Consider the following 12,528-nt stretch of genomic DNA (forward strand, 5'->3'; position numbering starts at 1 on the left):
CGCGCTCTTCTGCCGACAGCAGAACGTTCCGGCACGCGTGTCCCGGCGACCGCTCCTAGGCTGGAGAGGTGACGAGCCACGAGAACGCGCCGGACAACGCCCGAGTCATCCCGCTGCGCCCGGGCCACCGCCCCGCGCAGCGCCCCGCCCCGCAGGCCGCACCGGCCAGGGAGCCGCTGTGGCGCGACCTCGTCGGCGATGTGCTGCGCGGTGAACGGCTCGCACAGCAGCGGACGTTGAAGGACGTGGCGGACGAGGCGCGGATCTCGATGCCGTATCTCTCCGAGGTGGAGCGCGGCCGCAAGGAGGCCTCCTCGGAGGTGCTCGCCGCCGCGGCCCGCGCCCTCGGCCTGACGCTCTCCGATCTGCTCGCGCGCGTACAGGGCGAGATCATCAAAGTCGGCGCTCTCACCTCGGCCGCGCCCTCGCACGCCGCGACCCGCGCCTCGGCACTGGGAAGGGGCGAGGTCCGGCTCGCAGCCTGACCCCGCCCCGTATCCGCCTGACCGTGTCCGCCGGGAAGCTCAGGCCGCCGCGAGGGTGCGGCGGCTGAGCACCTGGTCCGCGAGCCCGTACGCGACGGCCTCCTCGGCCGTGAACACCTTGTCGCGGTCCATGTCGGCCCGCAGCGTGGCCACGTCGTGCTCCGTGTGCCGGGCGAGCACCTCCTCGACCTGGCTGCGGATCCGCACCATCTCCTGGGCGCGCAGCGCCAGATCGGAGACCGTGCCCTGCGAGCCGCCGGTGGCCGGCTGCCCGAGCAGCACCCGTGCGTGTTCGAGCACGAAGCGCCGGCCCGGGTCGCCGCCCGCGAGCAGCACGGCCGCGGTGGAGGCGGCCTGGCCCACGCAGTACGTGGCGATCGGCGCGGAGATGTACGACATCGTGTCGTAGATCGCCATGAGCGAAGTGAACGATCCGCCGGGCGAGTTGAGGTAGATGGACACCTCGCGCTCGGGCGCCGACGACTCCAGATGAAGCAGCTGCGCGATGACGACGTTGGCGACGCCGTCGTCGATCTCCGTGCCGAGGAAGATGACCCGCTCGGAGAGCAGCCGGCTGTAGATGTCGGAGACCCGCTCGCCCTGCGCGGTGCGCTCGATGACGCTCGGAATCGTGTACTGACCCATCGTCAGACCCCCAGTCCCATCCGCGGCTTCGCGCTCTTCGGGCGTACGTCGTCGAGGGAGGCCAGGACATGGTCGACCATCCCGTACTCCTTGGCCTCCTCGGCCGTGAACCAGCGGTCGCGGTCGCCGTCGCGGGCGATGGTCTCCGGCGACTGCCCGGTGTGCTCGGCCGTCAGCCGCTCCATGCTCTGCTTCAGATACGCGAGGTTCTCGGCCTGGATCGCGATGTCGGAGGTCTGCCCTCCGATCCCGGCCGACGGCTGGTGCATCATGATCCGCGCGTTGGGCAGCGCATAACGCTTGCCCTCGGCACCGACGCAGAGCAGGAACTGCCCCATGCTGGCGGCGAATCCCATCGCGAGCGTCGAGACGTCGTTGGGGATGAGCCGCATCGTGTCGTAGATCGCGAGCCCGGCGTGCACGGAGCCGCCGGGGCTGTTGATGTACAGACTGATGTCGGTACGGGAGTCCTCCGCGCTCAGCAGCAGCAACTGGGCGCAGACCCGGTTCGCGGAAACCTCGTCGACCTGCGTCCCGAGGAACACGATGCGCTGGCTGAGCAGTTGGGCGGCGAGGTGGTCGTCGTAGCGGGTGGGCGGGGTGTCCCCGTCGGTTGCGTACGGGATCATCGCTCCTCCTTGCGGTGGTGGGGTCGTGCGGTCCGATGACTCCACCTTCGGCGCGGAGGGGCGCCGGCGTAAGGGATCTTGGCCCTGGGCAGATTCGCCGAGGGCAGAGCGCCTCTTTGCCGCCCCTTATGCCGCCCCTCTATGCCACCCCTCCATGCCGCCCCTCCGAAGTGCCCCTACTTCACGGCGAAGTGAACCGTCTGGGCACCCAGCACGAACACGTCATCACGTCGGTGGACACTCAGCTCGTCGTCAGGGTCGACGAGACGGTCGAGGGCGGCGAGGTCCTCCGCGTCCAGGTGCTCGCCGAGCATGGAGCGGCTGCGCTCCAGGGTGTCCGCGATGTGGGCACGGGCGTCCGGCGACGGCGGTGCGGGCAGGTCGATGAGGTAGCTGCGGGTGGCCGCGGGGCGCAGGCCCGCCGCGGCCAGCAGCGCGGGCCAGTCCTCGGTCTCGCGCTTGGCGCCGTGCAGCGAGTCGCGCATCTCGTTGAACCAGCCGTCCCGTACGACCTCGATCCGGCTCTCCAGACCCGGCCGTCCGAACCCGAAGTCGCGGGGCAGGAAGCGGGTGGAGAGCCCGCCTTCGAGCAGGACGAGCATGCCGCCCGGGGTGAGGGAGTCGGCGAGGCGGGAGAGGGCGGCCTGCTGGTCGCCCATGTGGTGCAGGGACTGCCCCAGCCACACGAGGTCGGCCTGCCCGAGGTCCGAGAGCCCGTCGGGCAGCTCGGCCAGATGCGTCCGCACCCGCCCGTCGAGCCCCTTGCTCCTGGCCCGCTCCTCGGCGCGCTCCAGCAGCGCGGGGGCCGCGTCGACGGCGATGGCCTCGGCCTCCGGGAAGGCCTCCGCGAGGCGGCAGGTGAGGATGCCTGGGCCGGACCCGGCGTCGATGATCCGCTTCGGGGTCCGCTTCAGGAGCGAGCCCCTGAGGTCCTCGAAGATCTGGGTGTACTGGGGCGCGTACACGGAGGCGCGCTGCTCCAGGGCCTCGGCCATGGTGCCCCAGTCGTGGTCTTTGCTGTGGTGGTCGTGAGCGTTCTGGTTGGTGTGGCCGTGGCCGTGTGTGCCGTGTGCGCCGTGTGCCATGTCGTCTCCCGCACCTGTGTCGTCTGGCTGCTGGTGCGTCCAGCGTCCGGGGTGTGCGGTGCTGGCGGCAAGTTCTGTTGCGGTTACGGCAAGTTTTCTCCCCTGACCCGCCCCTTCCCGAAACTGGGGCTTCGCCCCAGACCCCGGATCCGAACTTCGTTCGGATGTCCTCAAACGCCGGACGGGCTGAGTATTCAGCCCGTCCGGCGATTGAGGACGAGCGCCCTTAAGGCGCGATACGGGGGTCCGGGGGCGGAGCCCCCGGTTTCGGGAAGGGGCGGGGTGGGGGCTGAAGGCGCTTGAGCGCGAGGAGGCGGAAGCAGGGCTCTCCCCGGGGCTCACCCGGCCGCGGGAGGGATTCCACACGCGAGGCCAGGCCCTCCAGCGCGCCGGAATCGACCTGGACCCGCGTCCGGTACCAACCATTCCGCAGCTTCGACGCCACCGTCCGCGGGGAACGCCCCTGCCCATGCCCCTGGAAGGTCGCCTCTCCCACCGGGGAGAGGCCGTGTGCGCGGGCCACACGCAGGACGTGGGAGGCGGCATCCGCCGCCCGCCCGGTCGCGTACGGCGCGAGGAGCGTATCGACGTCCGATCCGACGTCGTGCCCGGCATCCTTGTCGACGGTCACCACCAGCACGCCACCAGGCCGCAGCACCCGCGCACACTCCGCGATGACGGGTTCGGCGTCGGGAAGGAGATGCAGCAGCCAGATCGCGGTCACCGCGTCGAAGGTTGAGGACGCGAAGGGGAGCCGGGTGCCGTCGGCGAGGAGTACCGAACCCGGGACCCGCGCGGAGGCGAGGGCCGCCATGCCCGGCGCCGGGTCGACGCCCACGACGCGCCGCCCCGGCGCGCCGAGCCGCTCCGTCACGATGCCCGTACCGCACGCGACGTCGAGCAGCCGCGAAGTCCCCGGCGGCAACAGCGACCGAACGGCCGCCGCGGCCGCATCGGCCCGCGGCGCCCCACCGCGCGTGCGGTCGTACTCGGCGGCCTCCGCGGTGTAGTCAAGCACTCAGCTCGCTCCGTGCCCGGCCGCCAGGGCCTCCACGCGCTCGGCGAGCGCGAAGTCGAGTGCGGTGACCGCGCCGCCCGCGCTGTGGGTGTTCACGGCCAGGGCGACCGTGTTGTAGCCGAGCGTGAGGTCGGAGTGATGGTTCAACTCCTCCTGGACCTGGGCGACATGGACCACCATCGCGGCCGCCGCGAAGTGCGAGCCGAGCCGGTAGGTGCGGGTGAGCCGGTCGTCGGCCACGGACCAGCCGGGCAGTTCGCGCAACCGGTCCTCGATCTCCTTCTGCGAGAGCGGTTCGTCGGACATGACGTCACTCCTTGACGGGACTTCTCGCCTGGCGCCGGCAGTGATCCGGCATCTTCAGCGTGCCACAGTCCGGCGAGGGCCGATGCTTTACGGTCGTACGTATGACCTCTGCCCCCAGCAAGCAGTCCGCCCCGGCACGAGGAACCACCAGGGCCGCCGCGAACGGTGCGGGACCGCTGCTGCGTGCCTGGCGCGAGCAGCGGCGGATCAGCCAGCTGGACCTGGCCCTGCGCGCGGACTCCTCGGCCCGCCATATCAGTTTCGTGGAGACCGGCCGCTCGCGCCCGAGCGAGGACTTCCTGCTGCGGATCGCCGACCATCTGGATGTTCCGGTGCGCGAGCGCAACGCGCTGCTGCTCGCGGCGGGCTACGCCCCGCGCTACCCGGAGACCCCGCTCGACGAACTGGGCACCCTGCGCGAAGGGCTGGAGCAGCTGCTGCGCGGATACGAGCCGTATCCGGCCCTGATCGTCGACGCCACGTACAACGTGATCGCGGCGAACCGCGGGCTCGCGATGCTGATGGACGGACTCCCGGAGGAGCTTCTCACCGCTCCGCTCAACGCGATGCGCCTGGCCCTGCATCCGCGCGGCCTCGCGCCGCGGATCCGCAATCTCGCGGAGTGGCGGGGGCATCTGCTGCACCAGATGGAGCGGCAGATCGCGCTGCGCCGCTCCGAGGAGCTGCGGGCCCTGTACGAGGAGGTGGCGGCGTATCCGATGGCGGATCCGGGGAGCAGTGCCGTGGACGACTCGCCGGTCGCGTATGTCGCCCTGCCGCTGCTCGTCGAGCACGAGGGCCGCACTCTGTCCTTCGTGTCGTCCATCTCGACGTTCAACACGCCCATGGACGTGACCGTCGCCGAGCTGGCCATCGAGACTTTGCTCCCGGCCGACCCGGCGACGGTCAAGTACCTGCAGTCGATGCTTCCCTGAGCCGATACTTCCCTGAGCCGATGCTTCCTTGAGCCCGCTCAGCTCCTGGTCATGGCGCGCAGGGCGGTGTACTGGAGCGCCGCGAACCCGGCCACCGTGGCGGCCTGCATCGGAATCCACACGGTGCCCGCGGTGCTCGGGCTGAACCACGCGACGAGTGCGACGAGGCTCATCACCGACCAGATCAGGTTGATCTCGACGACGGCCTTCACGGGCAGCACCGGAGGCTGCGGGCGCCGGGCGAGCAGCCCGACCCCGGCCGCGTACGCGACGAGTCCGAGCCCGAGGGCGAGCAGCAGCCCCTGGTCGACGCCGAGGAACCGGCCGAGCGGCCCGGAGGCGACGGCGTAGGCGAGCCCGTTCGCGCCGGTGACTACGGCGTCGAGGCCGAGGAAGAGCCGGAGCGCGGCACGGGGCTCGCGGGTGCGCAGGGGACCGGCGGTGGGGGCCATCGAGGATGCGGACATGGGATCAACCTCCGACGCGATACGGGGACTTGGGGCCGGCCGCCGAGACCGAGTGCGCGGTCTCGGTGGCCGGTGACCTCACCATGCCGGGCCGGGGGTGGGGTGGTCGATTACGTCGGAGGTAATGACGCGGCCACCGAGGGGTGGAGCGGGCTACACCTGCAGGTGGGGAGGCTGCCTGCTCGTGCGGATCCCCGTCCTCTTGCGACCGTTTTCCTGACGCGACCGGCTCGGGAAGGCGGACCACATGTTCAGGCGGCGTACGGGGGTGCCCTCGGGGAGGGCGGCGGAGGGCGGGGCAGTGGCTGCCCTTGAGCTGGACGGGGTGAGCCGCGCCTACCGCAAAGGGGCGCGGGCCCTGGACGAGGTCAGTCTGAGCGTGCCCGGCGGGCGGTTCGTCGCGGTCATGGGGCGGTCGGGGTCGGGGAAATCGACGCTGCTGCAGTGCGCGGCCGGTCTCGACCGTCCGACGGCCGGGACGGTACGGATCGGGGGCACCGATCTGTCAGGGCTCGATGAGGCCGCGCTGACGCGGGTGAGGCGGGACCGGGTCGGTTTCGTGTTCCAGGCGCTGAACCTCGTGCCGTCGCTGAGTGTCGTGGAGAACGCGGGTCTGCCACTGCTCCTCGCCGAGGCGGGCGAGGACTCCGACCGTGACGCACGCGCGCGCGACGCACTCGCCGCGGTGGGTCTGGCCGACCGGGCCGAGGACTCCCCCGCCCGCCTCTCCGGCGGCCAGCAGCAGCGCGTGGCCCTCGCCCGTGCCCTGGTCACCGAGCCCGCCGTGGTCTTCGCCGACGAACCGACCGGCGCGCTCGACCCGGTGACGGCCGACACCGTGCTCGGGCTGCTGCGCGCGGCGGTCGACGATCAGGGGCGGACGGTCGTGATGGTGACGCACGATCCGGCGGCGGCGCAGTGGGCGGACGAGGTGGTCTTCCTGCACGAAGGGCGGCTCGCGGGGCGGGTGACGGATCCGGGCGCCGAGTATGTACGGGATGTGCTGCGGGAGTTGGCGCACACTGCGGCGTTCTCCGGGAGCGCGTCATGAGCAAGGCCTCCGCCCTCCTCGCCTCCCGCGCCCACCGCACGCACCGCCGGGCCTGGTCCGCGGTGGCCGCCGCGCTGGTCCTGACCTCCATGCTCCTGGGGTCGTTCGCGCTCGCGCTCGGGTCGATCGGACTCGGGCACGCGCGCGTCGAACGGTACGCGGGAGCGCCGGTCGTGGTGGCCGGTGACCAGACCACGCGGTACACCGCGAAGCCCTGGGGTTCGGACCCGCAGACGGTGACGGCTGCGCTCACCGAGCGGGTCCGGGTGCCGGAGCGGGCCGTGGAGGTGGTACGGGGTGTGGACGGGGTGCGGGCCGTCGTGTCGGATGTGGTCATCCCGCTCGGCACCGGCACACTCACCGGTCACCCTTGGGCTGCCGCCCAGTTGGCGCCGTACGGACTGATCGAGGGACGCGCGCCGAGGTCGAGCGGCGAGGTCGTCGTGTCCGCGCGGGAGGACGGGCGGTCGCCGGGCGAACGGCTCGAGCTGCGTGTCGACGGCACGCTGCGCACGTACACCGTCGTCGGGGTCGCGCAGGGCGAGGGCCGTGTGTACTTCACGGCGGGCCAGGCGCGTTCGCTCGCGGGTCACCGCGGGTCGGTGGATGTGCTCGGGGTGCTGCCCCGACCAGGCATCGAAACGGCCGAGTTGTACGAGCTGACGCGTGCCGCGCTCGACAAGGCGGGCCTGAGGGACGTCAGCGCGCCCGAGCGCGCCGAGGACGATGCGCGCCCCTTGCGGGTGCTGACCGGCGACGGGCGCGGGCTCGCCGAACGACTGGAAGCGCCGGCCGCACGGACCGGGGCGCTGGAGATGCTCGGCGCCATCGCCACGTCCGTCGTCCTGATCGCGCTCCTGGTGATCTCCTCCCTGGTGGCGCAGGCCCTGCGGCAACGCTCGTTCGAGCTCGCCTTGTTGCGCGCGGTGGGTGCCTCTCCGCGGCAGCTGCGCGCGGCCGCGGGGCGCGAGGTGCTGCGCGTGGCGGTACGTCCCGCGCTGCTCGGCGCGGTCCTCTCCGTACCCGCCTTCTTCGCACTGCTTCACCTGCTGCGATCCGGCGGCGCGCTGCCCTCCGGGCTGGAACTGCCCACGCCGCCCTGGCTGTTCGCGGCTCCACTGGTCGCGGCCGGGCTCACGATCGGCGCCGCGCGTCTGGCCGCTCTGGCCGGCTGTGCGCGGGCCGCGCGGGTCCGTCCCGCGCAGGCGCTGGGCGAGGCGCGGGGTGCGTCCGTGGATCCGGGGCAGGGGCGCCGTATCGCCGGGCTCGTGTTGCTGGGGATCGGGGTCGGTTCGGCGGGAGTGTCCGTGACGCAGGGCGGGTCGGCGGCGGCGATGGCGGCCAGTACTGCGGCGCTCACGATGGTCATCGGCTGTGCGGTGCTCGGACCGTGGATCGCGCGGGGCGCCTTGGTGGTGCTGGGACGGGTGCTGCGGAGACGCGGTCCTCAAGGGAGGCTTGCGGCTGCCGAGTTGGCGGCGAATCCGGGGCGTTTCGGCGCGGCGATCACGCCGATCGTGCTCGTGACGGCGTTCGTCCTGGTGCAGCTCGGGGCGGGGACGACGATGCAGCACGCAGGTGAGCGGCAGGCGCGTGCCGCGCTGCACGCCGAGCTCCGTGTCGGCGGCGGTGTGCCGGTGGATGAGGTCCGGCGCATTCCTGGGGTCGAGGCCGCGACGGAGGTCGTTCGCAGCACGGTTGTCGTCGCCGGTGAGGAAGCCGGATCACCCCGGTTGGAGCGGCTGCCGGTCCTCGGCGTCACGCCCGAGGGGCTGTCGCGCACCCTGGACCCCAAGCCCGTCGAGGGCTCGCTCGACGGGCTGCGTCCGGGCGAGGTGTCCGTCGGCAGCGACCGGGCCCGGGCAGAGGAACTGGGGATCGGTGCGCGGGTGACCGTGCGGTTCGGCGATGGCGTACAGCGCTCCCTGAAGGTGGTCGCCGTCCATGAACGCGGGCTCGCGGTGGGCGAGTTCCTGTTCGCGCGCGATGAGCTGGCCCGTCATATGGCGTCCCCGGGGCGTGGCGAAGTACTGGTGGCCACGAAGCCCGGCAACGATCCGGCGGCGGTACGCGACCGGCTGAGCCACTCCCTCGGCGCCGAGGTGAGCGCGGCGGCCCCCGTCCACCTCACCCTCCCCGACCAGGCACTGAGCGACCGGCTCGGACAGGTCGCCGTCGGCGCGATCGGCGGCTTCACCGTGATCGCCGTGCTCAGCACACTCACCCTGATCGGAGTGGGCCGCCGCCCCGGGCTGCGGCTGCTGCGCCGCGTCGGAGCCGGACGGCATCAGGTCCGCGCGATGCTTCGCGCCGAAGCGGCGGTGATCACGGTGACGGGTCTGGCCGTGGGGGCGGCGGTGGCGGCAGTGCCACTGCTCGCGTTCGGTTTCGCCGCGGCCCGGACGCTTCCCTATCTGCCGCCGGCCCAGGTCGCGTTGATCGCGGCGGCCGTGGCCGCGACGGCGGGCGCGGGCACGTTCCTGCCGACGCGCAGGGCCACGCGTTGAGCGAGCCGCCGGACCGCGCGAGGCCGGGGCGGCGTCCCGGCCTCGCTCCGCCCGCCCGGACTTGCTCGTCTCAGTGCGCGGCGTCCAGACGGGCCCGCTGCTCGGCGGTGAGTTCGAGGTCCACCGCCGCCAGGTTCTCGTTCAGCTGGGCGAGCGAGGACGCTCCCGCCAGTGGGATGGTCGGCAGGTCGCTGTCGATCAGCCAGGACAGGACGACCTGGTTGACGGTCGCACCGGTCTCCCTGGCGACCGCGTCGAGCACCTCACGGCGCTTGGGGGTGCCGGCGTGTTCGAGACCGTAGTCGAGCGGCTTGTCCGTGCGGGTGTAGACACCGGCCAGGAGCGGGCTGTACGCGACAAGGGTCAGGTCGCTGTTCGCGCGCACGTAGTTCTGCAGGTCGCCGGAGAACACACCGATGTCGCCGTCCTGCGACAGCTGACCGGGCACGTCGGTGCGCCGGCGCAGATACGTGTGGTGGTACTGCAGCACCTCGTAGCCCGGCAGGCCCGCGGCGGCCGCGAGGGCGCGGGCCCGCTCGACCTTCCAGGCCCAGTGGTTGCTGACGCCGAGCAGACCGACGGTGCCGTCCTCGACGAGCGCCGCGAAGCCCTCCACGGTCTCGGCGAGTTCGGTCCCCGGGTCCTCGATGTGCGCGTACAGGAGGTCGAGCTTCTCGACACCGAGGCGCTCCCTGCTGGCCTCCGCGGACTCACGGATGACCTTCGCGCCGAGCCCCTCCGCGTTGTCGACATAGCTGGTGCCGGGGGCGAGCGGACGGGCGCCGAGCTTGGTGGCGATGACGATCTCGTCGCCGATGCCACGGCTGCGGCGCCAGTTGCCGATCACCGTCTCGCTCTCGCCGCCCTGCGAGCCGGTCTCCCAGAAGGCGTAGTTGTTGGACGTGTCGATGAAAGTGCCGCCCGCTTCGACGAAGCGGTCGAGGATCGCGAAGGCGGTGTCCTGGTCGGTCCGGGTGCCGAACAACATGGCGCCGAGGCTGAGCACGCTGACCTCGCGACGGGTCTGCGGGTTGCTGCCGATCGTGCGGTAGCGCATACGGATTCTCCTGTCCGGGGCCGCGGAGTGCGGGCCGTTGCGCAGGAGTCTGCGTGTTGAAGTGCACGCGAAGGCAAGGGGGTTGAGCAGCGGCCGCACTTCGGACCCGGATCACGGCACTTCGGACGCGGATCTCCGCTACGCGTTCAGATACGCGAGGACTGCCCGCACCCGCCGGTGACCGCCGTCCGCCTGCGGCAGCTCCAGCTTCGTGAAGACGTTCCCGATGTGTTTGTGCACCGAACGCTCGGTGATCACCAGGGACTTGGCGATCGTCGCGTTGTCGTGGCCCTCGGCCATGAGCTGGAGGACCTCGCGCTCGCGCGGCGTGAGCGAGGCGAGCGGGGAGTCCTGGCGCCGGCGCGAGAGCAGTTCGGTGACGACCTCGGGGTCGAGCGCGGTCCCGCCCGAGGCCACCCGTTCCAGGGCGTCGAGGAACTCGTCCACCCGCCCCACCCGGTCCTTGAGCAGATACCCCACACCCCGCGCTCCCCCGCCGAGCAGCTCCGCCGCGTAGGTCTCCTCGACGTACTGGGACAGGACGAGCACCGGCAGGTCCGGCAGGGACTCACGCGCGGCGAGCGCCGCCCTCAGCCCCTCGTCGCGGAACCCGGGCGGCATCCGTACGTCCAGGACGGCGGCGTCGGGGCGGTGTTCGAGCAGCAGCGGCAGGATCTCGGGACCGGTGGCGGCGACACCCGCCACCTCGTGGCCCGCCGATCGCAGGAGCAGTACGAGGCCCTCCCGCAGCAGGGCGTTGTCCTCGGCGATCACCACGCGCACGGCAGCTCCACATCGATCTCGGTCGGCCCTCCGGCAGGGCTGGACAGGGCCACAGTGCCATCCAGGGCGGCCACGCGGCGCCGCACCCCGAGCAGTCCGCTGCCCGCCGACTCGTCCGCTCCCCCGCGTCCGTGGTCGCGTACGGTCACGCGCAGCCGCATCGGCGTGCGCTCGAGCGCGACCTCCGCGCGGGTCGCCCCGCTGTGCTTGGCCGCGTTGGTGAGGGCCTCGGCGACGACGAAGTACGCGGCGGCCTCGACCGCGGCCGGAGCGCGCGGCCCGTCGGCGACCCCGTCCGCAATGACCTCCACGTCCAGGCCGCTGGAGGCCGCGAGCGCCCGCACCGCGCCGTCGAGTCCGCGGTCGGTGAGTACGGGCGGGTGGATGCCCCGTACGACATGGCGCAGTTCGGCCAGGGCCTGTTCGGCCTGGTCCTGGGCGTCGTCGAGGAGTTTGCGGGCGGCCTCGGGGTCGTGGTCGTAGGCGCGTTTCGCGAGGCCGATGCGCATCGAGAGCGCCACGAGCCGGGCCTGGGCGCCGTCGTGCAGATCGCGTTCGATCCGGCGCAGCTCGGCACCGTGCGCGGCGACCGCGCCGGCCCGGGTGGCGGTGAGCTGCTCCACGCGCTGGGCGAGATCGGCGCCGGGCGGCGGCCGTAGCAGCCCGCGTGACCAGGAGCAGCTCAGATCGGCGATGACATCGAAGACGGGCAGGACGACCGGGCGGCGCCCGAGCACTCCGCACCAGATGCCGTCGACGACGATCGCGGGCACCCACAGGAGCAGTGCCAGATAGCAGAGGATGAGCCCGTAGAGCAGCTGGGCGAGGACCCAGCGCAGGTCGCGGTAGGTGGCGGGGTCGCTGGTGGCGTGGCGCAGCCGCTCGGCGAGCGGTCCGGTCAGCGGCAGATACGCCTCCGGGACTCCCTCGCCGGTGCGGTCGGCGACACGGCGCCGCTCGAAGGACGCGAAGCGCCGTACGGTCTGCACGGTCTCGGGCAGGATGCCGGCGCCGACGATCAGGAGGGTGGCGGCGAGGCCCAGCAGGATCAGCCCCAGCATCAGATAGCAGGCAAGGCTGATCCCGGCACCGATCAGCAGGTGCCGGAAGGCGCGCCAGGCCCGCCCCATCGCCGCGTCCATGGTCATCAGGCTAGACGCCCCGCGCGGTCGTGCCCGGGGCCGTCACGCCTGCTGCTTGTCGCGCAGCAGCCACAGGCCGACGGCGGAGCCCAGGAAGACGACGCCGGTGGGGACCGAGACGGCCACCTGCGTCACGCCCTCCCACAGGAAGCTCGTGGAGACGTTGACGATGAGGGCGGCGACGAGCAGCAGCCAGAGGAAGGGCTTCATTGCGGACTCCGTGGGGTCGGTGGGCGTGTGGTGCCTTGCGTGATCCATCCTGTCCGCCGCCCGGTCGCGCGACGACGGTGCCCTCTGGTCTGTCCATGGTGTAGCCCGCTCCACCATCCTCGCCCCGCATGCCACCGCCCCGTACGGCCCTCGCCGAAATGTGCCGTGCGACCAGCGGACCTACCGTCGGCTCATACGTGTCCGCACG

14 protein-coding genes are annotated in these 12,528 nt (G+C 72.3%); 4 read left to right on the plus strand and 10 right to left on the minus strand.

Going from position 1 to position 12,528, the window contains the following annotated elements:
- Positions 1–68 precede the first annotated feature (68 nt).
- Positions 69–485, plus strand: a complete 417-nt coding sequence (locus tag ACIBI4_RS03910) for a helix-turn-helix domain-containing protein (protein WP_399201926.1) — start codon at positions 69–71, stop codon at positions 483–485.
- Between the two features lie 39 nt (positions 486–524).
- On the opposite strand, the gene ACIBI4_RS03915 is transcribed toward ACIBI4_RS03910, so the two are convergent.
- The 5 genes from ACIBI4_RS03915 to ACIBI4_RS03935 all read right to left on the minus strand — a co-directional run bounded on the left by ACIBI4_RS03915 (position 525) and on the right by ACIBI4_RS03935 (position 4,168).
- A complete protein-coding gene (locus ACIBI4_RS03915; RefSeq protein WP_399201927.1) occupies positions 525–1,130 on the minus strand; it encodes a ClpP family protease in 606 nt (201 codons plus the stop codon).
- Between the two features lie 2 nt (positions 1,131–1,132).
- Positions 1,133–1,759: a ClpP family protease gene (locus ACIBI4_RS03920; RefSeq protein ID WP_399201928.1), complete on the minus strand. Its 627-nt coding sequence runs from the start codon at positions 1,757–1,759 to the stop codon at positions 1,133–1,135.
- Between the two features lie 176 nt (positions 1,760–1,935).
- Positions 1,936–2,844, minus strand: coding sequence for a class I SAM-dependent methyltransferase (locus ACIBI4_RS03925; protein WP_399201929.1), 909 nt, complete (start codon positions 2,842–2,844; stop codon positions 1,936–1,938).
- A 226-nt stretch (positions 2,845–3,070) separates the two neighbouring features.
- Entirely contained in the window at positions 3,071–3,862 is a 792-nt protein-coding gene (locus ACIBI4_RS03930) for a class I SAM-dependent methyltransferase (protein ID WP_399201930.1), read from the minus strand.
- Positions 3,863–4,168: a 4a-hydroxytetrahydrobiopterin dehydratase gene (locus ACIBI4_RS03935; protein WP_399201931.1), complete on the minus strand. Its 306-nt coding sequence runs from the start codon at positions 4,166–4,168 to the stop codon at positions 3,863–3,865. It abuts the gene before it with no gap.
- 101 nt (positions 4,169–4,269) lie between these two features.
- Between ACIBI4_RS03935 and ACIBI4_RS03940 the strand changes: the two genes are divergently transcribed.
- On the plus strand, positions 4,270–5,103 hold the full coding sequence (locus tag ACIBI4_RS03940) for a helix-turn-helix domain-containing protein (protein WP_399201932.1): 834 nt from the start codon (positions 4,270–4,272) through the stop codon (positions 5,101–5,103).
- 38 nt (positions 5,104–5,141) lie between these two features.
- Here ACIBI4_RS03940 and ACIBI4_RS03945 read toward each other — a convergent pair whose 3' ends face one another.
- Positions 5,142–5,570: a hypothetical protein gene (locus tag ACIBI4_RS03945; RefSeq protein WP_399201933.1), complete on the minus strand. Its 429-nt coding sequence runs from the start codon at positions 5,568–5,570 to the stop codon at positions 5,142–5,144.
- 247 nt (positions 5,571–5,817) lie between these two features.
- Between ACIBI4_RS03945 and ACIBI4_RS03950 the strand changes: the two genes are divergently transcribed.
- A complete protein-coding gene (locus tag ACIBI4_RS03950; protein ID WP_399201934.1) occupies positions 5,818–6,621 on the plus strand; it encodes an ABC transporter ATP-binding protein in 804 nt (267 codons plus the stop codon).
- Entirely contained in the window at positions 6,618–9,128 is a 2,511-nt protein-coding gene (locus ACIBI4_RS03955; protein WP_399201935.1) for an FtsX-like permease family protein, read from the plus strand. Before ACIBI4_RS03950 ends, ACIBI4_RS03955 begins: the two co-directional genes overlap by 4 nt.
- A 70-nt stretch (positions 9,129–9,198) precedes the next feature.
- On the opposite strand, the gene ACIBI4_RS03960 is transcribed toward ACIBI4_RS03955, so the two are convergent.
- The 4 genes from ACIBI4_RS03960 to ACIBI4_RS03975 all read right to left on the minus strand — a co-directional run bounded on the left by ACIBI4_RS03960 (position 9,199) and on the right by ACIBI4_RS03975 (position 12,320).
- A complete protein-coding gene (locus ACIBI4_RS03960) occupies positions 9,199–10,185 on the minus strand; it encodes an aldo/keto reductase (RefSeq protein ID WP_399201936.1) in 987 nt (328 codons plus the stop codon).
- A 138-nt stretch (positions 10,186–10,323) separates the two neighbouring features.
- Positions 10,324–10,968, minus strand: coding sequence for a LuxR C-terminal-related transcriptional regulator (locus tag ACIBI4_RS03965; protein ID WP_399201937.1), 645 nt, complete (start codon positions 10,966–10,968; stop codon positions 10,324–10,326).
- A complete protein-coding gene (locus ACIBI4_RS03970; RefSeq protein ID WP_399201938.1) occupies positions 10,956–12,110 on the minus strand; it encodes a sensor domain-containing protein in 1,155 nt (384 codons plus the stop codon). The genes ACIBI4_RS03965 and ACIBI4_RS03970 overlap by 13 nt, the downstream gene beginning before the upstream one ends.
- A 42-nt stretch (positions 12,111–12,152) precedes the next feature.
- Complete coding sequence (locus tag ACIBI4_RS03975; RefSeq protein ID WP_399201939.1) at positions 12,153–12,320, minus strand: hypothetical protein; 168 nt, start codon at positions 12,318–12,320, stop codon at positions 12,153–12,155.
- Positions 12,321–12,528 lie beyond the last annotated feature (208 nt).

It is taken from the genome of Streptomyces sp. NPDC050418 (assembly GCF_044458745.1).
In the GTDB taxonomy this organism is placed as follows: Bacteria; Actinomycetota; Actinomycetes; order Streptomycetales; family Streptomycetaceae; genus Streptomyces.

Coding starts and splice junctions, on each gene's coding strand:
- ACIBI4_RS03915 (WP_399201927.1), bottom strand. CDS start 1,130: ATGGGTCAGTACACGATTCCGAGCGTCATCGAGCGCACCGCGCAGGGC.
- ACIBI4_RS03920 (WP_399201928.1), bottom strand. CDS start 1,759: ATGATCCCGTACGCAACCGACGGGGACACCCCGCCCACCCGCTACGAC.
- ACIBI4_RS03925 (WP_399201929.1), bottom strand. CDS start 2,844: ATGGCACACGGCGCACACGGCACACACGGCCACGGCCACACCAACCAG.
- ACIBI4_RS03935 (WP_399201931.1), bottom strand. CDS start 4,168: ATGTCCGACGAACCGCTCTCGCAGAAGGAGATCGAGGACCGGTTGCGC.
- ACIBI4_RS03940 (WP_399201932.1), top strand. CDS start 4,270: ATGACCTCTGCCCCCAGCAAGCAGTCCGCCCCGGCACGAGGAACCACC.
- ACIBI4_RS03945 (WP_399201933.1), bottom strand. CDS start 5,570: ATGTCCGCATCCTCGATGGCCCCCACCGCCGGTCCCCTGCGCACCCGC.
- ACIBI4_RS03950 (WP_399201934.1), top strand. CDS start 5,818: ATGTTCAGGCGGCGTACGGGGGTGCCCTCGGGGAGGGCGGCGGAGGGC.
- ACIBI4_RS03955 (WP_399201935.1), top strand. CDS start 6,618: ATGAGCAAGGCCTCCGCCCTCCTCGCCTCCCGCGCCCACCGCACGCAC.
- ACIBI4_RS03960 (WP_399201936.1), bottom strand. CDS start 10,185: ATGCGCTACCGCACGATCGGCAGCAACCCGCAGACCCGTCGCGAGGTC.
- ACIBI4_RS03970 (WP_399201938.1), bottom strand. CDS start 12,110: ATGGACGCGGCGATGGGGCGGGCCTGGCGCGCCTTCCGGCACCTGCTG.
- ACIBI4_RS03975 (WP_399201939.1), bottom strand. CDS start 12,320: ATGAAGCCCTTCCTCTGGCTGCTGCTCGTCGCCGCCCTCATCGTCAAC.